Origin of the sequence: Dyadobacter psychrotolerans (assembly GCF_004349265.1) — a bacterium.
Classification (GTDB): domain Bacteria; phylum Bacteroidota; class Bacteroidia; order Cytophagales; family Spirosomataceae; genus Dyadobacter; species Dyadobacter psychrotolerans.
In genome coordinates this window covers 868,632-890,734 of sequence record NZ_SMFL01000001.1, presented here as the reverse complement: position 1 = coordinate 890,734, position 22,103 = coordinate 868,632, and the positions used below count along the sequence as shown (strand labels likewise).

Genomic DNA, 22,103 nt, shown 5'->3' with positions numbered 1-22,103 from the left:
TCAGTGGCAAGGTACATTTTTGATATTAAATGGCACTTTTCCGAACATGATCCCGGTATTCATTGGGCGTGAGTCCGGTTTTGCGCTTAAAGATCCGGCCAAAGTAGGAGGGGTCGTCTATGTGAATGTGATAAGCAATTTCCTTACTGCTGAGATTTGTGAAAACCAGAAGCCGTTTCGCCTCCAGAAGAAGTTTGTCCAAAATGTATTCCTGAGAAGGTGTACCCAGATATTTTTTTACGATTTTGCTCAGATAATCCGGAGAAACGGCAAGCGTGTTCGCATACTGCTGAACCTCATGCATTTCCCTGAAATTTTTTTCAACAAGTTCCTGGAAACGACCGACCAGTTCAGGAACGGTGGGGGGAGTGGAACTGGCAGACTGCATTTCATTTTGTGTAATCAGACCACATTTTTGTATCAGCAACCCCAGATATCTGCCGATTAGTGACTGGTCCGCTTCACTGTTCAAATGATCTGAAACCATATTTTCCATGATGTTATGGAAATAATGTCTTTCCTCATTTGAAATCGTAATTACCGGCTGACGGCGTCCCGGCTGGAAAAAAGGAAATTGTGCCAGAGAAGGAGAAGCCGGGTTATAAAATGTATAAAAGTCTTCGGAAAAAGCAACGATAAAGCCCTGACAGGCAGTTGAAAAATGCAATAAATGTACCTGCCCGGGAGTCAGGAAATGGAGCCCCGAGCCTTGCACCGGATAAGAATAGAAGTCAATTTCATGAAAGCCTTGCCCTTCTTCAATAAAAAGAATTTCGTAGTAAGTATGTCTGTGCGGTGCATCTGTCGGAAGCGGGGTGATCGGCAGGGAACCGGGTATTTCTTTTTGTATGCCTGTACTGTTTTTAAATCTGTAAATTTTCAGGGCCGGAGCTTTGCCCGGAGATTTGGGCAAAGAGTGAACAGGTATCGCATCAGACATGAAAGGGAAATTTGTTTATGACTTTTTCAAACTTAATAACTTTTTCAAAAGCCACATCACAAGCAAAACTACCAGTACGAGGGCAATAATAGGCAAAAAAATAGCCAGTCCGGATAAACCGAACGAAGCAACATTTTCGGCCGTAGAGACAACAGGATTGCCGAAACCGGCTGTTGTTTTGGAAGATAACAAACGAAGCAAACCTGTGCCTGCCTGTACGATTCCGGCTGTTCCGCCCCCAACCATCAGCCCGAGTCCCCAGTGTAAAACCGGACTGTCGATGTGAACAAAAGAAGTTGTGAGCAACGTCCCTGCAATAACTGCGGCGGGCGTGGCGATGGTATCGAGCAGGTTGTCGATAAAAGGAATATAATAGCCGCCAATTTCTGCTATCGAAGCGCTAAGAAGAGCAAAAAAGGCCGGCCAGGTTGCCAGCCAGTCGAAACTTTCGCCGGGTGTGATCCAGCCGCTCATCGCAGCAATGTTTGCCGCCAGCATCGGTAAAAACACGCGAAATCCGCAACTCGCACTAAGGCCGATACCAAGACATAAGCTTAGAAATAATTCCATTAGTCAACCGTGTAATGTAAAATGTTTAAGGAAATATATGTAAAAATTATGAGCAATAGCGCTTCATTGCCGATCGGATTATGGCAGAAACGAATTTTATTCGGCTTCGGTGACTAATTTTGTTTTTTCGTTGTTCGTTAAAGATGCATAGTCTCCGACTGCAAAAACATTATTTAAGTTTATTTTTAAGCCAGTGAATAAGGAAACCAAAAGCGGCCAGATATTTGATCTTCCAACTCTACGACGTTTATACGTATTCGTTCGTCCCTATCAGAAGCAGTTTTATTTGCTGATTGGTATCATTATGCTGAATGCATTGTTGGCTCCGCTTACACCTCTTTTGATTAAATACACCATTGATACGCCCATTGCAAACGGGGATTATGCTCAGCTGACTGTCATGTTGGTTCTGATGATTATCGTAACGATCGTACAGGGAGTTGCCCAATTCTGGAATACTTATATGTCGGGCTGGCTGGGGCAATACATCATTCGCGATATCCGGGTGCAGCTTTACCAGAAAATCATCGGTTTAAGATTAAAGTTCTTTGACCAGACTCCGATTGGCAGGCTGGTTACAAGAACAATTTCGGATGTAGAAACGCTGTCCAATGTATTCAGTGATGGTATGGCAGCCATCGCCGGTGATATTCTCCAGTTAACCCTGATCATCGGCGTTATGTTTTACACCGACTGGAAACTCTCCATTATCAGTCTTTCCATGATCCCGCTGATGCTGTTTTGTACTTATGTTTTTAAAGAAAAAATAAAGGATTCATTTAACGAAGTCCGGGCTGCGGTTTCAAATTTAAATTCCTTTGTGCAGGAACATCTTACCGGTATGAGCATTGTGCAGATATTCAGCAGCGAGGATACAGAATATCGTAAGTTTCAGGAGATCAATGAAGTGCATCGTGATGCGAACATTCGATCCATTTTATATTATTCAATTTATTATCCTGTTGCCGACGTAATCGCCGCCGCCGGAACCGGACTGGTCGTTTGGTATGGTTCAAAACAAATCCTGAATTCGGAGGTTACTTTTGGTACCGTTACTGCTTTTGTCATGTTTATTAACCTCTTTTTCCGGCCCATCCGCCAGCTCGCCGACCGTTTTAATACCCTTCAAATGGGAATTGTCAGTACAGACAGGATACTGAAATTGCTGGATAGTGATGAATACACAGTCAACGAAGGAACTTTCGCACCTGATACCGTGAGAGGAAAAGTGGAATTTAAAAATGTATGGTTTGCTTACAACGAAGAAGAATACGTTTTAAAAGATATTAGTTTTAATGTTGATGAAGGAAAAACCATCGCTTTGGTAGGGGCTACCGGTGCAGGTAAATCTTCCATTATCAATTTGTTAACCCGTTTTTATGACATCAACAAAGGGCGGATTTTGGTGGATGATATTGATGTTCATGATTACGAATTAAACGCGCTTCGTAAACATGTCGGTGTGGTTTTGCAGGATGTCTTCCTTTTCTCGGATACCATCGAAAATAACATCCGGCTTGGGGATTTTTCCATCACGCACGACAAAATTGTAGAAGCAGCCAAACTGGTTGGTGTGCACGATTTTATTGAAAGGCTGCCCGGAGGTTACAAATACAACGTAATGGAAAGAGGCTCAACGTTATCCGTTGGTCAGCGTCAGTTGATATCGTTTGTGAGAGCGATGGTTCATGAACCCAAGATCATTGTACTCGATGAAGCTACTTCTTCCGTAGACAGCGAAACAGAAGAGCTTATACAAAAGGCAATAGAAAAACTTATGAAAGGCCGCACGGCAATCGTTATTGCACACCGGCTGTCAACTATCCAGGAAGCCAACAAAATAATCGTAGTCGACAAAGGACAGATTATGGAAGAAGGAAATCATGAACAATTGCTTGAAAAGGACGGTTTTTATGCAAATTTGTACAGAATGCAGTATAAGGAGGTTTTAAAGGTTGGGTGAGGTAACCAACTATGAGACTTTTCAGGTTTTTGAACGGTGACGCCTGGTATTGGAGACTTTCCAAGACCAGGCGTCGCCGTTTAAAACTTGGAAAGTCTAGCCTCCGAAAAGATAGAAATATTTTGATAAAGATAAATTTGTTGCGTAAACTTGTCCAGATATCTCGACGTTGTGAATTGCTTAGGATCATTTAGTTGTCTTAAACATTTCATCAACAAAAATGAAAAAAGAGTACACACGTACAATACCTCCGCACCAGAAGCTGCATACGCTTTCCCAAACGGAACATAGCGTCTTATTTTTAGTTGCATCAGGCTTAAATTCCAAGCAGATTTCCCTTGAACTGGGTGTCCTCCCAAAAAGCATCGATAATTACAAAAATCGTATTGGTAAAAAGCTGGGTATTAAAGGCTATAAGTCACTGCAGTGTTTTGCAATTACTAATAGGGACATTTTATTAGAATGGGGCAGGCTGCTATTTCCACAATTACTAACAGAGCATATTCCTGATGTAAATTTCAAGAAATTAACTGTTACCGATATGCAGGAGACGGAAGGAGGAAATAGCTATAACCTTAAAGACAAATTTCAATTATTTAAATATAATTGTTCGTCAAAGACATTATTTGGCTTGGCGTATTTTAACAGTATTCTCCTGGGATAATTATAACGTATTCTTGTGCTGGCTATGAATTTGTTAGAAATAATTTTGCAAATTAATTGTTTATCGAACTAAATTTCACCTCACAAATAGAGGTGAAATTAGTTTTGTTTTTGGAAAAAATTATGTAATATATTTGTAGGGTCATGACGAATGCTACGTAGCACAAGCGGAATCCCAAAACGCGTGAGAAATGATTTGGGAGGATTTTTAAATGCAATCAATAAATTATTGTATGAAGAAAATAACTGTTGAACAAAGTGATAAAATAACTGGTGGAAGCAAATTAACGCGTCATTGTTTTTTTGTACCTTTTATTACTCTTGCTACTTCTGGTACTTTTTCGGGGATGGCTAACAACATAGCCTGGAATATTGCGTGTTGGCAAAATTAGATCCAGGTGATATTGTTATTTGGATTCGTTTTGCGTCTGATTTTTCAAGTGTTATACATGTTTTAATCAGTAAACTTTAAAGTTAATTTAATATGAAAAGAATAAATTGTAATGTAATGACGAGTTTGCAAGGTGGTGTATCCGCCAGAACTTGTCTATCTTTAGGATGGATAACATTGGGCTATGCAGCCGTTCAACAATGGGGATGGGCGGTTGGAACCGTTGCTGGCGCATTTGGTGCTGGCTGTTTTGACGGTATTACAAGGGTGGATCCAAGTCCTAATTTTAATTCGCCAGTGGTTTTGAGATAATTATTTGGTTTTAATGAACCATTTTTACATGTTAGTTAAAGGGTGAAATAAAAGTTGTATTCTTAATATGTATTTGATTGAGAATACAACTTTTTAGAAATAACCGGCCTAAATTAGTTTATATTATGAATCGTCAAATTATACTCCTAATTATTGGATTGCTGATTTTTTTTATTGGGTGTTTTCTTCGAATGTATGGTAATATAGAAGATGGAATGGCCATCATGACCGCCGGATTGTATTTGACAATTGTTTGGCTTATTGATTCCTTGTTACGCCTAAAAAGGGATGTTGAAAAACTAAGGAATGAAATTAAAGAGTTAAAGAAATAAGGTTTTTTAAATTAATTTGATAAAACTAAATGAAAAATACGGGCAATTATGAAGAATCCGTTGTTATGGCTATTGCTATTAATATCATTGACTTTAACTGTTGTAACCAAGAATACTCTTGTTTCCAATTCTCTTTACTTTAATAGTCTGGCAGAGAAATTGAGTTATGAGCAAATACAAGAATTACTTGCCAAAGGAAAAAAATGGGAATGGGTAGGGTATATATTGGTACTGATAGTATACATTATAAAGTGTTTGTTGGTAGCACTTTGCTTAACATTAGGAGTTTTCTTTGTATTCAACAGATTTGAATTTAAAAGAATGTTTAATATAGCAGTAATGGCGGAATTCGTTTTCTTGATTCCGACTGTCTTTAAATTATTATGGTTTCTTTTCATCCAGACTAGCTATACTTTACAGGATTTGCAATATTTTCATCCCTTTTCGGTGCTCAGCATCTTTGATCCTTTGTCGTTAGAGCCCTGGTTGATATATCCCCTGCAGGTACTCAACGTATTTGAAGCGATGTACTGGGTCGTGCTGGCTTATTTACTTTCCAAGGAATTACCAGAGTTGGATATGAACCGTTCAATGACAGTAGTCATGTCGGGCTATGGTACTGGGCTTATTATTTGGGTTGCTTTTGTCATGTTTTTAACCCTTACGTACACCTGATCAGCTATGAAAAAGTTTTTACGAACACTAGCTGTTGTTTTCATACTTGCTATTCTGGGATATTTGAGCTTTGGAATATATACAAAGTCCAGAAAAAAAGCAGAAGTATCCGCCAGGATTTCAACACTTTCTCCTTTTTCGTTTAATAGCATTGATGGAAGGAAAATCACCAATAAGCATATTTCCGGTAAACCGCTCTGGTTAGTTTTCTTCGATACAAACTGCGAATACTGTCGGATGGAGACTGAAAATATTTTAAAAGCCGGAGAATGGAAGGATATCCAGATATGGCTGGTATCCGCAGAACCGCTTGATTCACTTTCGGCATTTGCCGCAAAATATAGATTAAATAGCTTACCACACGTTCAAGTTCTAAATGATACGCATCATGCAGCTTTTCTTACTTTTAATGTTACATCTTTTCCGGCTTCTTTTTTATATGATTCCAATGGGACTTTAATAAAGCAGTACAAAGGCGTGGTGAAGGTAGAAACGGTTTTGAAAGATTACGCCGGAACGATGCTTTAACAATTTTAGCCAGTTGCCAGCCAGTTAGGTTAGAATACACACACCATCCACATGTCAGACACACACCTAAAAAAAACATTTGTACGCCAGCATGACTCTTCTGATTGCGGCGTTGCCTGTCTTCGTTCCGTTTTAAGGTTCTACGGTGGTGACATTTCATCGGAACGTTTACGGGAGCTGAGTGGAACAAGCACGCAGGGCACCACTTTACTGGGTTTGTACGAAGCAGCAGGTAAAATCGGTTTCGATGCAGAAGGCTGTGAAGCGGAAATTCCTGATCTGAAGGAACACAATCAACCGACCATTTTACATGTGTTGGTGGAAGGAAATTTAGAGCATTATGTGCTTTGGTATGGGTATAGCGCAAAATATAAAACAACAAACCGGAAAGATGAAGCGAATCCGGTGGTTCACGTTATCGGAGATCCGGCCAGGGGAATTATCGAGTTGAGCGATGAAGAATTGGGTGCAATTTGGCAGTCTAAAAAGTGCCTGACGATAAAGCCAACTGCCAGCCTGAAACAGGCAGAACAGCAGAATCAGGAAAAGAGAACCTGGTTTATCAATTTAATTCGTGATGATCAGGGATTGCTGATAGCCGCGGCGGTACTTGGATTGACGATGGCCATATTGGGAATGGTGATGGCGGTCTTTTCGCAAAAGCTTGTGGACGACATTTTACCTTCTAAAAATTACATGAAGTTATTTGCCGGCATCGGACTGGTGACTTTTCTTTTGCTTGTCAGAATCTGGCTCGAGAATTTGCGTGCGTATATATTAATTCGACAGTCGAGAGATTTTAACAACCGTATTATAAGGCACTTTTATGACAACTTGCTCAATCTCCCAAAGCTGTTTTTCGACAGCCGCAAAACGGGTGATATGGTTGCAAGGATGAATGATACGGCACGCATTCAAAAGGTGGTAAGCCAGCTGGCCGGGCAGGTGTTAATTGATATTCTTGTTGTTTTTGTTTCAATAGGGTTTCTGTTTTTTTATTCCTGGCAGGTAGCAGCAGCTTTGTTGGTATGTTTGCCCTTTTATTTCTTTTTAATTTTTAGTTTTCGAAATCCGATCAGTGTAAAACAAAGGCAGGTCATGTCGTCATACGCATTGAATGAGAGCAATTATATCAATACTTTGCAGGGAATCCGTCCCGTTAAATCTTTTAACCGGCAGGGTGTTTTCAGCCGTTTAAACAGAATGGTTTACGGAGTTTTTCAAAATCATATTTTTGATTTGGGTAAAATTCAGCTTCGTTTAAATGTTTATGCATCCATTGCCGGGGTTATCATGCTGATTTGTATTTTGGCCTACACCAGTTATCAGGTGTTACAGGGAAATCTTAAGACGGGCGAGTTAATGGCCGTTTTGGGAGTGAGTTCTTCATTGCTTCCATCGGTGGCAAGTCTGGCGTTGCTGGCAGTTCCAATCAATGAGGCCAGAATTGCCTTTGAGCGGATGTTTGAGTTTACTTCCCTGGAGCCGGAATCTCTGGTTTCAGACATAGCTAATGCAGATTTCGCTTTTGAATCAATGCAAATAAAAAATATTACTTTTCGCTTTCCGGGATGAAAAGCATTGCTAAACGATTTCTCACTTTACATAAAAAAAGGAGAAATTGTAGGCATTATTGGAGAAAGTGGTTGCGGGAAAACAACGCTCATACAATTAATTGAGCGCTTTTATACACCCGAATCTGGTCAGATTATAGTCAATGATTCCTTTTGCCTTGATGCTCTATCTTTGTCATCGTGGCGGGACCACATTGCTGCTGTTCCTCAGGAAGTATATATTTTTAACGGAACGATCCTTGAAAATATACTTTTGGGTAAAGAAGCAAATGAAGAGGAGATAAGCCATTTTTTCGGACAAGAGCCTTTTCTCTTTTTTATAAACACATTACCTCAAGGTTTGTCAACATTGGTCGGTGAGGAAGGGTTGAATCTCTCCGGCGGGCAGAAGCAATGGGTTGGGCTGATGAGAGCACTTTTTTCAAAACCAACTTTATTACTTTTGGATGAAGCTACTTCCGCGATGGATGCACAAAGTGAGCGAAAGGTTCTGGATCTTTTGATAAGTCTGAAATCAAAAATGGGAATTGTTTATGTTTCTCACCGATTGCATACGCTTCCGCGAATTTGCGACCGCATGTATGTGCTGGAAGAAGGCAACATTGTAGCCTCGGGATCGCATGATGACTTACTTGAATCTGAAAGCTTGTATAGTAGGTTTTGGAGAGAACTGCCGTTGTCGATAAAAATAGCAATATGAAGATTACCCAACCTTTAATTAAAAGTATGACCAGGAACGGATTAATCTTTTTTGTAAAAATACTGATTTTCGGTATTGTGATTAACAACCTATATATCTTGTTGATTTTAAAAAAGGAACTTAACCAGATTAACCTTTTAGGAATGCTTGTAGTCAGTATTTGGACAGTTGTCAGATCTTTCTTTAAAAGCAAAGATAGTTAACATGCATTATTCTAAATATTTAGATTTGGCATTCGGATTTCTTACCGGTATGGCAATCGTTGTTTTGCTTGCAAAAAGGAAAAAGGATTTTAAGTATTCCAAGACGATGAGTCCGATACTTTTTCGGCTGCTGAAGGGTTTGGCTTTTATAATCGTAGCAGGTTGTATTCTTTACAGGATCGTAAGAAGTTCACAAGGAATTTCACTAACAAGGACAGAATACTGCATCCTCATTATAGCTAATCTTATTTCCGCTATAATTTTCTTTTTGATTGGTGGTTTTTCTTCTATTGAATACAGAAGAAAATCTTCCGGCAGAAATAATTAAAAGGGTGGTAATCCTAAAAAAGATTTATCAAGTTCCTAAACGGCGACGCCTTGATTGAAGACTTTCCAAGTTTTAAAAACTTGGAAAGTCTAAGTATGGAAAGTCTAAGCCAATATCACTCATTCCTCCTGCTCGTATCCAGTGGAATCGGAGGTGGCCCGATTAAATCATCTTCTTCATTTCTGCCTGAGCCGGTGCTGTCACTTTCTATATCAAGCGAGTCGCTTTGACTTGGCTGGTAATAGGTAGGGCACAGATACGTTTTATTGATCTTAAAACTAGGTTTTGGAAATGGTCCCGGCTCTAAGCCAATGGATTTGTCCCTATATATTTTTTCAAGAAAACTACCGACAATTGGCAAAGCGGTTTTTGCCCCTTCTCCGAGGTTGGTCGTTCGAAAGTGAATACTGCGGTCGTCTCCGCCGACCCATGCGCCGATCACCAGGTCACGTGTGATACACATAAACCATCCGTCTGAGTTGTTGGATGTGGTTCCGGTTTTGCCGCCGATTTCATTACCATTTTTAGCAACATCAAACCGCCATTTAATACTTCCCGATGTTCCGCCGGGTTCTTCCACACCACCTTTAAGCATGTGAACCATCAGAAATGCAGACTCGGGACTAATTGCCTGGCGATGTTCCGGTTGAAATTCTTCTACAATTTTACCGTTGCTCTCTTCGATTTTAGTTACCAGAATTGGCTCCGTATACGTTCCATTATTCACGAAAACACTATACGCGGCAACCATGTCATAAAGGGATACATCAAATGGCCCGAGCCCAATAGATGGCATCGCCTCCAAGGGTGTAGTTATTCCCATTTTCTTGGCATAACGTACCACATTGGCCGGACCAACTTCATCTGTAAGTTCTGCCGTAACAGAATTGACAGATTGTGCCAAAGCCCTGCGCAGCGTCATATTCGAATAAGTAAAGTATCCGGTCGCATTTCTTGGCTTCCATTCCTTTTCCTCTCCGTTCTCAATATATTTTTTAGAAAAAGGTTTGTCTTCAATCTGGTCACAGGGACTCATATTGAACGTTGAATCATCAATAGCGGTAGTATAAACAAAAGGCTTAAAGGTAGATCCCGGCTGTCTTTTTCCCTGTTTTACAGCGTCGTACTTAAAATAATTATAGTCAAGACCACCAACCCAGGCTTTAATCTGCCCGGTGTGCGGATCCATCGCCATCATTCCTGCTCTCAAAACCCGTTTATAGTAATCCAGGGAATCCATCGAACTCCAGTATCTTTTCATCTCACTGCTGTTCTTCCAATCATACACCGTCATGGTGTCTTTTTTGTTAAGATAAAAAAGTACACTGTCCGGGCTGGAAGGGAATTTAGCTGCGAGAGATTTATATCTTGATGTACGCTTGACAACGTTTGCCAGGAAATCCGGAATTTCCTTTCCGTTTTCATCTACCCATGGATTTTGTTTACCCCAGTGATCTTCAAACACCCGTTGAAGCTGTTTCATTTTCTGGGTCATCGCTTCTTCGGCATGTTCCTGCATACGTGAATCGATGGTTGTGTAAATTTTCAGGCCGTCGGTATATAAATCATAACCGTTCTCGTCACCCCATTTTTTTACAAAATCAACAACCGCATTTTTGAAATAATTTGCATTCCCGTCGTAAGGAGTTTCAAATTTGGTATTGAGCTCAATAGGTAAAGCACTGATTGAATCTGCCTGTTTTATGGTCAGATAGCCATATTTCTGCATTTGGGAAATAACAACATTTCTCCTTTCAAGTGATTTCTTGGGATTTCGGATCGGGTTGTAGGTAGTCGTCGCTTTTTGTAAACCCACAAGCACGGCAGATTCCTGAATATTAAGGCTGTCCGGAGATTTACTAAAATAAGACTTCGCGGCTGTGTTTATGCCGTATGTATTGTTACCATAATCTACGGTATTAAAGTACATCGTCAGGATCTCTTCCTTGGTAAAGTTCCTTTCCAGTTTAATCGCCGTCAGCCACTCCTTCGTTTTATAGATTAACGTGCTCAGTAACGGAACGTAACCCAGCGCGCCTCTTGCCCCGCTTTTACGTGTTTTGAATAGCTTTTTGGCAAGTTGTTGTGTAATGGTACTGCCACCTCCCCGGTCTGTTCCGCCGGTAGCAAGTCCAAGAGCAACACTTACCATAGCCTTGTAATCAATTCCGGAATGTTTGTAAAACCGGATATCTTCTGTCGCAACCAGCGCCTTAACCAGATTTGGAGAAATCTGGTTTGCCGCTACAGGTGTTCTGTTTTCCGTATAAAATTTTCCAATCATTACTCCATCCGAAGTATAAATCTCCGATGACTGGTTCATCTTTGGATTTTGAAGATCCTCTACACTGGGCATACTTCCCATTAGCCAGAGGAAATTTGTTTCTACACAAAAAATATAAAAAACGACTCCAAAAAAGCCGTAAACAAAAGTTTTCCAGATAATGGAAACGGGTTTATAATAAGCTGAGTTTTTGTCAAACTTGCTATGCCACCAGTCGCTGAATGAATTTTTATTTTTCCGGTAGGAATTCAGGTATGCATCGGTCCTTTCCTTTCCGGCAAAAAGCGAAAAGAATTTATAGAAAATGAAATTGATAAACGTGGAGGTCTGTGTTCCAACTAATTGGAACATACTTTTGATTTTAATAAAAAACGATCTGATAACTTCCATCAAACGTTAAGGTTCGTAAGTGTCCAAAGATAAGAAAAGCCGGACATTTCTGGTCAAGTCCGGCTTTTACAAAAACTATTCTATTCTGTTTTATCAAATTTCATTGCAACGCCATTCATGCAATATCTCAGTCCGGTAGGCTTGGGGCCATCATTAAAAACATGACCCAGGTGTCCTCCGCATTTGCGGCAAACGACTTCGGTACGAACCATGCCATGGCTCCTGTCGGTAATTTCTTCAACGTTTTCCGAAGATATAGGCTGAAAGAAACTTGGCCAGCCTGATCCTGATTCATATTTTGTCTCAGAAGAAAATAATGGCGTTCCGCATGCTGCACAAACATAAGTGCCTTTTTCCTTATTATCATTAAATGGGTGAGAAAACGGGCGTTCCGTTCCCTTCTCAAACAAAACAAAACATTGCTGCCCTGTCAGTTCCGATTGCCATTCCTCTTTGCTTTTTTCTATCTCTCTCATTTTTTATTGTTTTAGTTTCTGAATAGCACATGTACTACAAAAAGCATGCTGCCATATCAGATAACAGTTTTCAGGCGATTATCGTTTGCTGAAAAGACGTCTTAACCAGGAATCTTCGGGAGGCCAGCATTTATTTTGTGATGTTGGCGGTTTTCGGAATAATCCTGCCGACAGGCCAAAATATAAATTAAACGCTTTTGGATTTCCGATATTCAGCAGGCCGGTAATATGATCTGTGCCAATCCAAAGTGGTCCTGCCCTTCCCGCCAGGCCAAACGAAGGAGATCGATACCGGTTCATTAACGTAAAAGGGACAGATACTTCAAACCATTTACTTTCGTAACGCGGCGTAACTGCGATTACGGATTCAGCCTTCATACCAAAAGCACTTTGAGGAACGAGATTCTGAACCCAGAGTGTATTTACGTATATATTAGGTTTGACGTTGTAGTCTACGCTTGCCTGAAAAGCCATGGGGAGTACAGATTGAAAGTCCGGGGCAAGCGAGCCGCTAACCCCAAGTGAGGTGTTAACTGCGGTGAATGCTCCCTCAGATCCTCCCATTTTCTGAAACGTGTCATATAATAGCCTTTTGTTTTGCGTGTGTACATCCTGTTGCAAAACATAATTGGGGTTGTTAAAACGCACTCTTCCAATGTCAGTCAGCGAAACAGCTACGCGGTACAGATATTTGTTTTTTGAAGCATCCGTTTTCCTAACCCCTCTTTCTGTGTAAGTCATCCTGCCTACATCGGGGCGATATTCATAAACTGCTCCAAGATCAAAACCCCAGCCGCGTCCGGGAGATGCATTGCCAAATAGCCAGGCCGGGCTAGGCCTTATATTTTGAAATCCTTCATCTCTGGTAATCCCGTATTGTACGTTGATGTCTCTAACATTGATCAGCTGACGTTTGTTTGCCCAGGATGGATCAGGAAGAATATTGTAAGATGAGTTGTCGATCAGAACATGCGCATTGTAAAGTCCAAGCAATCTTTTTACCGTTACGCCTACCTTAAGAAAATCCGTTTCATTGTCAATCACCGTGCCTCCGAAGGTCAGAGCAATTTCTCCCAAAACATTAAAATGTAATCTTCCCGACTGGCCATTAAAAATCGGCCCCTGTAACTCTTCCAGTCTTGTGGTTTTGCTGATTAGTCTAGCCATGGGTTCAGTAATCCCGCTGGCATTTAACATATATCTCGCTCTTGTAGAAATTCCTAAACCAGCCCGCCCTTTAAGAAGCGAAAACATGATGGAAGGCAGCCTGACGTCACCACCGCCATTCAGATATTTATTGTTTCCGTTTAATTTTTCCTTTAGATAAGATCTTGGAAACAACAGCGCGCCTTTTTCATTTCTGTATTTGTCGGAAACTGTGTTGGTGATCAGACCCAAAAAAGAATAGGGAGCATCGTATTTAACATGATTGTTAGCCGTGTAGAATTGTGTTCCGACTAAGTTAACATGAACACTGTACCGGCTGTCTGATACAAAGGCAGGATTGTGATATAATGCGTTGGTACCCGCATAGTTACTCATAGCCACGCCCGGGAGGTGCTGAGAAATACCCCGGAAGCAGGAGCAAAAAAACAAAATAAGTACCAGCGGCAGAATTTTATACATCGTGCGGTTAAAACGGTGAACCTACTAATTTCATTATCTATGTGCAAAGAAAAGGCCTGGCAAACGCACTTGCAACGAATACAAGGTTATGAAAAATAAATATTTATCCTGCATTTCAAGGCATGGTTTTAATGAATCTTTCTATAATAAGGTCATTGAGGCGATTGGGTTACACAATTTGATTTTAAAATATTAAGATAAATCGAAAATAATAAGTGCTATTTTAGAAGAAGTTACAGCGTCTGGGTTTGACATATAATGGTTGTCAATTTTGTAAATTGAAACAATGACCATATATTGTTCTGTAAATTATTGTTATGTACTTATTCAAATTTTGTATTGTATGAATTTCTCATTCTCCGACTATCAAACTGAAAATTTCTTCGACGAGATGTTTGGCCCCGATGGAGAGATCCGTTCAGGCTATGAGCATCTGAAGAACAAATTTGAAAATCTGACAAACGAGGACCTGACTAACCGTCAGCTTGCCACGGAGCGTGCTTTGCTGTCGATGGGAATTACTTTTAATGTTTACTCAGAAGGGGAAGGAACAGAACGTATCATGCCCATTGATATCATTCCCCGGGTGTTGTCCAACGCGGAGTGGGAATGGCTGGAAAAAGGTTTAAAACAGCGTATCAAAGCGCTGAATATGTTTATTGATGATGTTTACAATGATCAGAATATATTAAATGACGGCGTCGTACCCCGTGAATTGATCGAATCGAGTAAGTGCTTCCTGAAACCCTGTATCGGACTGAAACCGCCAAAAGGAATCTGGTGCCATATTACGGGAACAGATTTGATTAAAGGAGACGACGGAACGTTTATGGTTCTGGAAGATAATCTTCGCTGTCCTTCCGGGGTGTCATACATGCTGGAAAACCGTGAATTGTCGAAACAGATATTTCCTGATGTTTTGGCGAGAACAGGCGTAAGGCCGGTTTCCGATTATCCGACCCGTCTTTTACAAATGCTTCAGCATTTGGCAGACAGGCCTAATCCGACAATTGCTGTTTTGACTCCGGGCATTTATAATTCTGCTTATTTCGAACATTCCTATCTGGCTCAGCAAATGGGCGTGGAACTTGTCGATACAAGAGATCTGGTAGTATCGGACGGATATGTAAAGATGCGAACTACGAATGGATTACAGATTGTTGATGTAATTTACAGACGTATGGATGACATCTTCATTGATCCGGAGGCGTTTAACCCTGATTCTCTTCTTGGCATTCCCGGAATTTTTGAAGTGTATAAAAAAGGTCGTGTAGCTTTGGCAAATGCACCAGGTACCGGTGTTGCGGACGACAAGGTTGTTTACGCCTACGTGCCAAGGATCATCAAATATTATCTTCAGGAAGAAGCTATTATTCCCAACGTTCAGACCTATATCTGTGGCGAAAAGGAGGATTTCGAATATGTAATGGACAACATCGAAAAGCTCGTTGTAAAAGAAGCGAATGAAGCCGGTGGATATGGTATGCTTATCGGGCCAAAAGCAACTGCGGAAGAACATGAGGAATTCAGACAAAAGATTAGAAACAACCCAAGAAACTATATCGCCCAGCCAACGATTTCACTATCAAGGGTTCCTTGTATGGTAGATGGCCATGCAGAAGGAAGGCATGTGGATTTAAGGCCATATATTCTTTATGGAGATGACATTAGTGTAATTCCTGGAGGACTAACGCGTGTTGCTCTTAGAAAAGGCTCACTGGTGGTAAACTCTTCTCAGGGCGGGGGAGGAAAAGATACCTGGGTTTTATATTAAGTTACTGTTAACAGTTGCTGGCGGGCTGTTGACATTTTCGGTGTAATGACCTCTCGAATGGAGTTTATTATACCGATTATTAAGTTTGCCGGAACTGTTAAACAATAATTGTAGTATTTAAAACCAAAAACCATGCAACGTGAAATCACAGGTTGGCATAGTCCCTCACTGAATAAGGATATGGAGGTTGCCGTGTACGGTGATTATGGCTTTGCACTTTTATTAATTCCAACCGCAGCTTCCGACTATCTTGAATACGAGCAAAATGGTCTTATAGAAAGCATCAGGCCATTTATAGACTCAGGAAAAGTAAAAGTTTATTGTATCAACAGTATCAATTCAGAAAGCTGGCTTAATCCTTACATGCATGGCTATGATAAGGCAGTCAGGCATCAGGCTTACAATGATTATGTTATAAAGGAAGTAATTCCTTTCATCAAAGATACTAGCAGTCCTACCAACGAGATTATTGCAGGCGGTGCTTCTTTCGGCGCTTTTCACGCAGCTAATTTATTTTTCAGACACCCGGATTTCATAAACGGGATCATTGCCATGAGCGGATGTTATGATCTGAGTGCTTATACGGATGGGTATTATGATGATAATGTATACTTTAATTCACCGGTTCATTATCTGGCACAGTTGAAGGCAGAATGGCATCTGTCGTTGTATCGCCAAAGCAGGCACATTCATTTTATCAGCGGATCAGGGGCTTACGAAATGCCTGAATGTTCACGGCAGATTTCAGCTATTCTGAATTCAAAGAATGTTCATAACGAACTTGACATCTGGGGAACAGATATGCCTCACGAGTGGTGGGTTTGGAACAAGATGCTTCCGCATTATCTGGAAACCAGATTTTAGTTATGTAAAATGTAAGAAGTAACACGTAACACGTAACATGAGTAAATGTGAAAGGTGAGATGTAATGAGTAAAATGTTAGAGGTGAAATGTAAAATGTATTGTTCTTTCACATCTAACATTTCACATCTCAAAATCATGCTCCCTCAAACTGACGCAAAAATCTCACATCATTTTCGGTAAACAAACGAAGATCGTTAATGCCGTATTTAAGCATCGTGATCCGTTCGATTCCCATGCCGAAAGCAAATCCGGTGTATTCTTCACTGTCTATACCTACATTTTCCAAGACATTTGGATCAACCATGCCTGATCCGGCGATTTCTACCCAGCCTGTGTGTTTGCAAACATTACATCCCACGCCTTTACAAATGAAACAGGTTACATCAATTTCCGCACTGGGTTCGGTAAAAGGAAAATAAGAAGGGCGAAGACGTATTTTTGAATCTTTACCAAACATCTCTTTGGCAAAATGATAAAGCGTGTCTTTTAAGTCTTTAAAACTCACATTTTTATCAATATACAACCCTTCAACCTGATGAAAAACACAGTGGGCACGGGCAGAAATGGCTTCGTTCCTGAACACACGTCCCGGCATAATTGAGCGGATTGGTGGTTTTTGTCTTTCCATCAATCTCACCTGAACATTGGATGTATGCGTACGAAGTAAAACGTCATCCTTTACGGCATTTTCACTTTTGGATATAAAAAAGGTATCCTGCATTTCGCGGGCAGGGTGATTGTCCGCAAAATTAAGCGCGCTGAAATTGTACCAGTCAGTTTCAATTTCAGGACCATAGGAGACATTGAATCCCATACGTTCGAAAATTTCGATGATACGCCTGCGAACGATCGTCAGTGGATGTAAACTTCCCTGCTGATTTGGAACAACCGGTAAAGTCAGGTCAAAATCAAGTACCGGGTTAGCATCCGAAGAACTTTCCATGGCTGTTGAAAACTCCTGAAAACGGTTTTGGGCTAGATTTTTCAAAACATTTAACTCCTGGCCAACAGCCCTGCGGGCTTCCTGAGGTATATTTTTTAGTCCGTCAAACAGTTCAGTTACAACACCTTTTTTACTGATGTAACGCATCCGGTAAGATTCCAGCTGTTCTTTGTTAGCAACCTCTGTTTGTTCAATTTCCGATATTAACTCTTTTACCCGTTCGGTAATCATATTATTATGGTTTATAGGAATCAGAAATTCTCAATCCGAAAACATCCTTTTCACTGCTAAAATTTCATTTTTCTGCGTACACTGTCAGAGAAAACACCGGTGTTTGTTATCAAAACAGGTGCAAATATAAATAATGTTCAACGGCTACGGGTGGCAAATTCGGAAGAGATGGCCAATTCTTACAAAATACCAGATTTTTGGAGCTTTTTTGATATACGTAAAATTACGTGTTTTGATAAGTTTGGTTACGTCTTTTGTTTTATTAACTAATATTAAAAACCTGAATATCAAATAGTTGTATATTTGCACGTAGTTTTACGTATTTTTTGCAGGCCTTCCCGATACTAAATTTGATACAGAAATTTAGATCAACACAATTCAACTTTGATATGAAAACTTTTGCTTCATTTCCGCTTCAAAACCTGCCGGATTCAGCAGCAGGTATTAACTCCGCATATATCTCAGTTCAATCCATGGGGCGAACGATCTTTTTGTCTCCGGATACAATCACCTTCATGGAAGGTGAAGGAAATTATACGTTTATATATACAGCCAACGGGAAAAAATATCTTGTTTCAAAAACCCTGAAATCCCTGGCATGTAATCTGAATGAAAATTTTCTGAGGGTTCATAAATCATATCTTGTCAATACGGATTATGTGGTGGAGCGGATTGAGGATGATCGTATGCTGAGGATGTCATGTGGGAAGGAAGTTTCTGTTTCAAGAAGAAAGATAAAAGAAATCACAGGAATTCTGGATCATACCAATTTGCGTATCAGCGCTTAAAATTTTGGTGAATTAAATTAGTGGGTTATTTATAAAAACAGCAGCCATCGCTTGGATCGAAGGCTGCTCGTTTTGTTTTAGGGGTAAGCCGGAGACTGTTTCTTAAAATAGTTTAAAACCAAGTGTAACCTGCCATGAAGTAATCTTTTGTTTTACCGAAGCATTTCCGCTCGCCGGTTGTCCATCCACCTGAAAGTTGGCCAGGTTGGTGAATGATCCTTCTTTTCTTACATCCAGGCTAATGCTGCCGATATCAAGTCCTGCTCCTAACTGATAGCCGAAAGTTGCTTGGGAAAGTGCATCGTTAAAATTGGAAGTGTATTGTTCAAAGGCGTCACGCAGGCGCTGATTGTCACCAATCCGAAAGGATGTAACGGGGCCTGCAAGGATACGAACGGGTCCTCCTTTTAACCCGATTAAAAAAGGAACGTCAATGTTACTGTATTTGATGTTAACAGTTTTAGTAACGGGCATATCCTGGTCAGTCTGAATTATGTCAAATGATCCTCCTTTGGTGGAAACGAGAACTTCGGGCTGTATAAATATAGTACGTCCAAACCTCATGTAAATTCCGCCAACTGCACCGGTTCTGGTATTAAAGCTTTGTTTCAGATTATCTTTCACCGTTTTGCCATCATAGCCCAAATACGGGTTACCGCTGTCGTCATAACGGGTTGTAAAAACATCCCCCATCGTCAGGCGCGAAAGATTCACCCCTCCCTTAATACCAACAGCAAAGCCTTTCTTTTGCGCCTGAGCAGAGGTTATACCGACAAGGCATAACAAACAGATGCAGGCTAATTTTGTCAGGATGTTCATGAATAATATTGATTATAGTAAAACCGGTTAATAACGCCGGAAAGTAAAAAACTATACCCGGACTGTTTATTTTTTGATTTAACGGCAGAAAGGTAACGGTAATGGACGATTTTTTGTACTATTTTGTTGTTCCTTAAAGACCAAACCAATTTTAATAAACTTTATGGCGAAAGCTAAAACTGCTTATTTCTGTCAGGAATGTGGGTACAATTCACCCAAATGGGTGGGGAGATGTCCTTCCTGCGGCGAATGGAACACGCTCGTTCAGGAAGTTATAGAAAAGGAGGATAAAAAGCCAACAGTAACCTGGAAATCGGTTAATCTGGCAAGTAAACCGAAGGCGATTACTGAAATTAAATATGAAAATGAACCACGTATAACTACTGATGACCAGGAGCTTAACCGCGTTTTGGGTGGAGGAATTGTTCAGGGGTCGCTGGTGCTCATAGGCGGGGAGCCCGGAATAGGAAAGTCAACTTTGATGCTTCAAATTGCGCTGACGCTTTCAAACAAAAAGGTGTTATATGTATCCGGGGAAGAGTCAGAACAGCAGATAAAAATGCGGGCTGAACGGATGGAATCACAAAGTAATAACTGCTACATTCTCACCGAAACACACACCGAAAATATATTCCGGCAAATAGAAGAATTCAAACCTCAGATTCTGGTTATCGATTCAATTCAGACCATGCAGTCTGCTTATATTGAGTCAGGAGCAGGCAGCGTTTCTCAGGTTCGGGAATGTACAGCTGAGTTTATGAAATATGCCAAGGACACGGGCGTTCCTGTTTTTCTGATCGGCCATATTACAAAAGATGGCTCACTTGCCGGTCCGAAAGTGCTGGAACACATGGTTGATACTGTGCTGCAGTTTGAGGGTGACAGACATACAACTTACCGGATTTTAAGAACAGTAAAAAACCGTTTTGGAAGTACTTCGGAGCTGGGAATTTACGAAATGCACGGTGCCGGACTTAGGCAGGTTAACAATCCGTCAGAAATACTGATATCTCAGCGGGACGAACCGGTGAGCGGAATCGCAATTGGTTCGATGATGGAGGGAAACCGACCGTTGCTTATTGAAATTCAATCACTGGTGAGCGTTGCAACATACGGAACACCTCAAAGAAGCAGTACCGGTTTTGACTCCAAACGTTTACAGATGCTTTTAGCTGTGCTGGAAAAAAGGGGCGGCTTCCGGTTGGGAGTTCAGGATGTGTTTCTGAATGTGGCCGGCGGTTTAAGAGTTGAAGACCCGGCAATTGATCTTTCTGTGATCGCATCCCTGGTGTCGTCCTATGAAGATAAATTTATCCCGGCTTCCGTTGCATTTGCGGCTGAGGTAGGTTTGGGAGGCGAAGTGAGAGCAGTTAACCGCATCGAAAGCCGGATTACGGAAGCTGAAAAACTTGGGTTTAAAAAAATTTATATTTCAAAATACAACAGCAAAGGCCTGGATCTGGAAAGATCTAAAATCAGGATCGTTCCGGTTGCGCATCTGGATCAGCTCTTTATGGATTTGTTTTTGAATCAGTAAACAGACTTTCCAAGTCTCTAAGACTTGGAAAGTCTCGCTTAATATTTCGCGTAAAAGCTTCGTAACTTGTTCGTCAATCTATCGTAAAGTGGTTTGCTGAATTCAACAAACAGCTGCTGCGGAGGTGGTGGGAGCAATTCCTGACTTTTACACAGTTTGAGCTGAGCATCCGTAAGTGCCCGCTCATCGCCATTGAAGTTCGACCATTCACACATCCAGTTATATTCACCTTTGAATTTCTCCTGATCCACAGTTCGCTTGGTTCTGAAGTCACGGATCTGCATATCCATCAGTCCGGCTGAATGAACGGTTTTTCGATTTTGGGTCAATTTCGCCGTCACTTTATCATAAACAGGTACCTTGGACCGGCCAATGGATTTTTCGCCCACTTTAACGCTGTCTTTGCTGGTTACGGTTTCAGTATCTTTTTCAAGAAGCGTTTGTCCAACCACAAAATCATCAAACTGCAAAGTGATTACATGGTCCGGCTGCAATTTGTAATCGGCTGCTTCCCTGGGCGTGTAAAACCGCACAAACTTGTTAAGCCGTTTGTTGGTCCGAAGGAACTCATCTACCCGGTCCTGAAAATATTCATTGCTCAGTTTATAAAGTTTTGAGGTGACCGTAACCTGCTCAACCACAACTTTAAATGAAGCAATTTCATAAGCCAGATCCAGTTTTTTATTTACATCCATAAAACCGGGAATGATAACATCGGCCTTCTCCAGGTGGTCATATGCTTTTCGCGCACTTTCCCGATCTCCTTCGGCTAATAACTTTTCTGCCTGCTGGTAACGAATTCCCGCAGCATTTTTCCTTGCACTTTGTTCTTCATTTTCGAAGCTTTGGGCATTTGTTATTTTCATGCATGTGCTGCATTGACTAATTGCTTTGTACAATTTGTTCAGGGTTGTGTAGGAACTGATGCGCTGCTCCCAGACAAACTGGTCTGCAGAAGCAAGGCTGTTTTTAATATCTTCTTTATGCTGTGCAAGCGCCGCCGGATAGGCCTGCTTAAGAATATCGATGGATGAAGAATGCGTTGGACTGTCTTTTAACTTGTCAACGGCCCGAAGTACGGAATCATCGAAATTGCCGCGCTTTAATGATTTTTTTGCTGACTGGCATCCTGCAAAAATCAGAACGGACAGGCAAATAATATATGAAATGAAGAAGGACCTTTTCATTACG

20 protein-coding genes are annotated in these 22,103 nt (G+C 40.9%); 12 read left to right on the top strand and 8 right to left on the bottom strand.

The window, feature by feature from the left end; genetic code table 11:
* Positions 1-25 precede the first annotated feature (25 nt).
* Positions 26-940, bottom strand: coding sequence for a helix-turn-helix domain-containing protein (locus E0F88_RS03735; protein WP_131956739.1), 915 nt, complete (start codon positions 938-940; stop codon positions 26-28).
* Between the two features lie 15 nt (positions 941-955).
* Positions 956-1,510: a DUF4126 domain-containing protein gene (locus tag E0F88_RS03730; RefSeq protein WP_131956738.1), complete on the bottom strand. Its 555-nt coding sequence runs from the start codon at positions 1,508-1,510 to the stop codon at positions 956-958.
* Between the two features lie 193 nt (positions 1,511-1,703).
* On the opposite strand from E0F88_RS03730, the gene E0F88_RS03725 reads away from it, so the two are divergent.
* The 8 genes from E0F88_RS03725 to E0F88_RS34000 all read left to right on the top strand — a co-directional run bounded on the left by E0F88_RS03725 (position 1,704) and on the right by E0F88_RS34000 (position 8,648).
* Positions 1,704-3,473, top strand: coding sequence for an ABC transporter ATP-binding protein (locus E0F88_RS03725; protein WP_131956737.1), 1,770 nt, complete (start codon positions 1,704-1,706; stop codon positions 3,471-3,473).
* Between the two features lie 220 nt (positions 3,474-3,693).
* The gene (locus tag E0F88_RS03720; protein WP_131956736.1) at positions 3,694-4,137 is read left to right on the top strand and encodes a helix-turn-helix domain-containing protein; all 444 of its coding nucleotides are present in this window, start codon (positions 3,694-3,696) and stop codon (positions 4,135-4,137) included.
* Positions 4,138-4,369: 232 nt separating this feature from the next.
* Positions 4,370-4,528: a hypothetical protein gene (locus E0F88_RS33575; RefSeq protein ID WP_165939982.1), complete on the top strand. Its 159-nt coding sequence runs from the start codon at positions 4,370-4,372 to the stop codon at positions 4,526-4,528.
* A 92-nt stretch (positions 4,529-4,620) separates the two neighbouring features.
* On the top strand, positions 4,621-4,839 hold the full coding sequence (locus tag E0F88_RS03715; protein ID WP_220466214.1) for a hypothetical protein: 219 nt from the start codon (positions 4,621-4,623) through the stop codon (positions 4,837-4,839).
* 380 nt (positions 4,840-5,219) lie between these two features.
* Positions 5,220-5,846 carry a hypothetical protein gene (locus E0F88_RS03710; protein WP_131956734.1) on the top strand — a complete coding sequence of 209 codons (627 nt, stop codon included), beginning with the start codon at positions 5,220-5,222 and terminating at the stop codon, positions 5,844-5,846.
* Between the two features lie 6 nt (positions 5,847-5,852).
* Complete coding sequence (locus E0F88_RS03705) at positions 5,853-6,374, top strand: peroxiredoxin family protein (RefSeq protein ID WP_131956733.1); 522 nt, start codon at positions 5,853-5,855, stop codon at positions 6,372-6,374.
* A gap of 51 nt (positions 6,375-6,425) precedes the next feature.
* Positions 6,426-7,949 (top strand): ABC transporter transmembrane domain-containing protein, encoded by a 1,524-nt coding sequence (locus tag E0F88_RS03700; RefSeq protein ID WP_220466213.1) that lies wholly within the window; start codon positions 6,426-6,428, stop codon positions 7,947-7,949.
* Between the two features lie 6 nt (positions 7,950-7,955).
* Positions 7,956-8,648, top strand: a complete 693-nt coding sequence (locus tag E0F88_RS34000; RefSeq protein ID WP_220466211.1) for an ATP-binding cassette domain-containing protein — start codon at positions 7,956-7,958, stop codon at positions 8,646-8,648.
* 646 nt (positions 8,649-9,294) lie between these two features.
* Here E0F88_RS34000 and E0F88_RS03695 read toward each other — a convergent pair.
* The 3 genes from E0F88_RS03695 to E0F88_RS03685 all read right to left on the bottom strand — a co-directional run bounded on the left by E0F88_RS03695 (position 9,295) and on the right by E0F88_RS03685 (position 13,955).
* On the bottom strand, positions 9,295-11,814 hold the full coding sequence (locus tag E0F88_RS03695; RefSeq protein WP_374756305.1) for a penicillin-binding protein 1A: 2,520 nt from the start codon (positions 11,812-11,814) through the stop codon (positions 9,295-9,297).
* A 119-nt stretch (positions 11,815-11,933) separates the two neighbouring features.
* Complete coding sequence (gene msrB, locus E0F88_RS03690) at positions 11,934-12,329, bottom strand: peptide-methionine (R)-S-oxide reductase MsrB (protein WP_131956731.1); 396 nt, start codon at positions 12,327-12,329, stop codon at positions 11,934-11,936.
* Positions 12,330-12,407: 78 nt separating this feature from the next.
* Positions 12,408-13,955 (bottom strand): DUF5723 family protein, encoded by a 1,548-nt coding sequence (locus E0F88_RS03685; protein ID WP_131956730.1) that lies wholly within the window; start codon positions 13,953-13,955, stop codon positions 12,408-12,410.
* A 343-nt stretch (positions 13,956-14,298) separates the two neighbouring features.
* Here E0F88_RS03685 and E0F88_RS03680 point away from each other — a divergent pair, with 343 nt between their 5' ends.
* Together E0F88_RS03680 and E0F88_RS03675 are read left to right on the top strand one after the other, a co-directional pair.
* The gene (locus tag E0F88_RS03680) at positions 14,299-15,729 is read left to right on the top strand and encodes a circularly permuted type 2 ATP-grasp protein (RefSeq protein ID WP_131956729.1); all 1,431 of its coding nucleotides are present in this window, start codon (positions 14,299-14,301) and stop codon (positions 15,727-15,729) included.
* Between the two features lie 132 nt (positions 15,730-15,861).
* Positions 15,862-16,593: an esterase family protein gene (locus E0F88_RS03675; RefSeq protein ID WP_131956728.1), complete on the top strand. Its 732-nt coding sequence runs from the start codon at positions 15,862-15,864 to the stop codon at positions 16,591-16,593.
* A gap of 134 nt (positions 16,594-16,727) precedes the next feature.
* On the opposite strand, the gene pheS is transcribed toward E0F88_RS03675, so the two are convergent.
* Entirely contained in the window at positions 16,728-17,768 is a 1,041-nt protein-coding gene (gene pheS, locus E0F88_RS03670) for a phenylalanine--tRNA ligase subunit alpha (protein ID WP_131956727.1), read from the bottom strand.
* 389 nt (positions 17,769-18,157) lie between these two features.
* Between pheS and E0F88_RS03665 the strand changes: the two genes are divergently transcribed.
* Entirely contained in the window at positions 18,158-18,556 is a 399-nt protein-coding gene (locus E0F88_RS03665; protein ID WP_229213663.1) for a LytR/AlgR family response regulator transcription factor, read from the top strand.
* A gap of 102 nt (positions 18,557-18,658) precedes the next feature.
* Here the strand turns inward: E0F88_RS03665 and E0F88_RS03660 are convergent, their stop codons facing one another.
* The gene (locus E0F88_RS03660; RefSeq protein ID WP_131956726.1) at positions 18,659-19,375 is read right to left on the bottom strand and encodes a porin family protein; all 717 of its coding nucleotides are present in this window, start codon (positions 19,373-19,375) and stop codon (positions 18,659-18,661) included.
* Between the two features lie 163 nt (positions 19,376-19,538).
* On the opposite strand from E0F88_RS03660, the gene radA reads away from it, so the two are divergent.
* On the top strand, positions 19,539-20,912 hold the full coding sequence (gene radA, locus E0F88_RS03655; protein ID WP_131956725.1) for a DNA repair protein RadA: 1,374 nt from the start codon (positions 19,539-19,541) through the stop codon (positions 20,910-20,912).
* 38 nt (positions 20,913-20,950) lie between these two features.
* On the opposite strand, the gene E0F88_RS03650 is transcribed toward radA, so the two are convergent.
* Complete coding sequence (locus E0F88_RS03650) at positions 20,951-22,099, bottom strand: hypothetical protein (RefSeq protein WP_131956724.1); 1,149 nt, start codon at positions 22,097-22,099, stop codon at positions 20,951-20,953.
* Positions 22,100-22,103 lie beyond the last annotated feature (4 nt).

Bases quoted from the DNA above. Each gene is read 5' to 3' on its own strand.
- E0F88_RS03735 (WP_131956739.1), bottom strand. From the start codon at position 940: ATGTCTGATGCGATACCTGTTCACTCTTTGCCCAAATCTCCGGGCAAA.
- E0F88_RS03730 (WP_131956738.1), bottom strand. From the start codon at position 1,510: ATGGAATTATTTCTAAGCTTATGTCTTGGTATCGGCCTTAGTGCGAGT.
- E0F88_RS03720 (WP_131956736.1), top strand. From the start codon at position 3,694: ATGAAAAAAGAGTACACACGTACAATACCTCCGCACCAGAAGCTGCAT.
- E0F88_RS33575 (WP_165939982.1), top strand. From the start codon at position 4,370: ATGAAGAAAATAACTGTTGAACAAAGTGATAAAATAACTGGTGGAAGC.
- E0F88_RS03715 (WP_220466214.1), top strand. From the start codon at position 4,621: ATGAAAAGAATAAATTGTAATGTAATGACGAGTTTGCAAGGTGGTGTA.
- E0F88_RS03710 (WP_131956734.1), top strand. From the start codon at position 5,220: ATGAAGAATCCGTTGTTATGGCTATTGCTATTAATATCATTGACTTTA.
- E0F88_RS03705 (WP_131956733.1), top strand. From the start codon at position 5,853: ATGAAAAAGTTTTTACGAACACTAGCTGTTGTTTTCATACTTGCTATT.
- E0F88_RS03700 (WP_220466213.1), top strand. From the start codon at position 6,426: ATGTCAGACACACACCTAAAAAAAACATTTGTACGCCAGCATGACTCT.
- E0F88_RS03695 (WP_374756305.1), bottom strand. From the start codon at position 11,814: ATGTTCCAATTAGTTGGAACACAGACCTCCACGTTTATCAATTTCATT.
- msrB (WP_131956731.1), bottom strand. From the start codon at position 12,329: ATGAGAGAGATAGAAAAAAGCAAAGAGGAATGGCAATCGGAACTGACA.
- E0F88_RS03685 (WP_131956730.1), bottom strand. From the start codon at position 13,955: ATGTATAAAATTCTGCCGCTGGTACTTATTTTGTTTTTTTGCTCCTGC.
- E0F88_RS03680 (WP_131956729.1), top strand. From the start codon at position 14,299: ATGAATTTCTCATTCTCCGACTATCAAACTGAAAATTTCTTCGACGAG.
- E0F88_RS03675 (WP_131956728.1), top strand. From the start codon at position 15,862: ATGCAACGTGAAATCACAGGTTGGCATAGTCCCTCACTGAATAAGGAT.
- pheS (WP_131956727.1), bottom strand. From the start codon at position 17,768: ATGATTACCGAACGGGTAAAAGAGTTAATATCGGAAATTGAACAAACA.
- E0F88_RS03665 (WP_229213663.1), top strand. From the start codon at position 18,158: ATGAAAACTTTTGCTTCATTTCCGCTTCAAAACCTGCCGGATTCAGCA.
- E0F88_RS03660 (WP_131956726.1), bottom strand. From the start codon at position 19,375: ATGAACATCCTGACAAAATTAGCCTGCATCTGTTTGTTATGCCTTGTC.
- radA (WP_131956725.1), top strand. From the start codon at position 19,539: ATGGCGAAAGCTAAAACTGCTTATTTCTGTCAGGAATGTGGGTACAAT.
- E0F88_RS03650 (WP_131956724.1), bottom strand. From the start codon at position 22,099: ATGAAAAGGTCCTTCTTCATTTCATATATTATTTGCCTGTCCGTTCTG.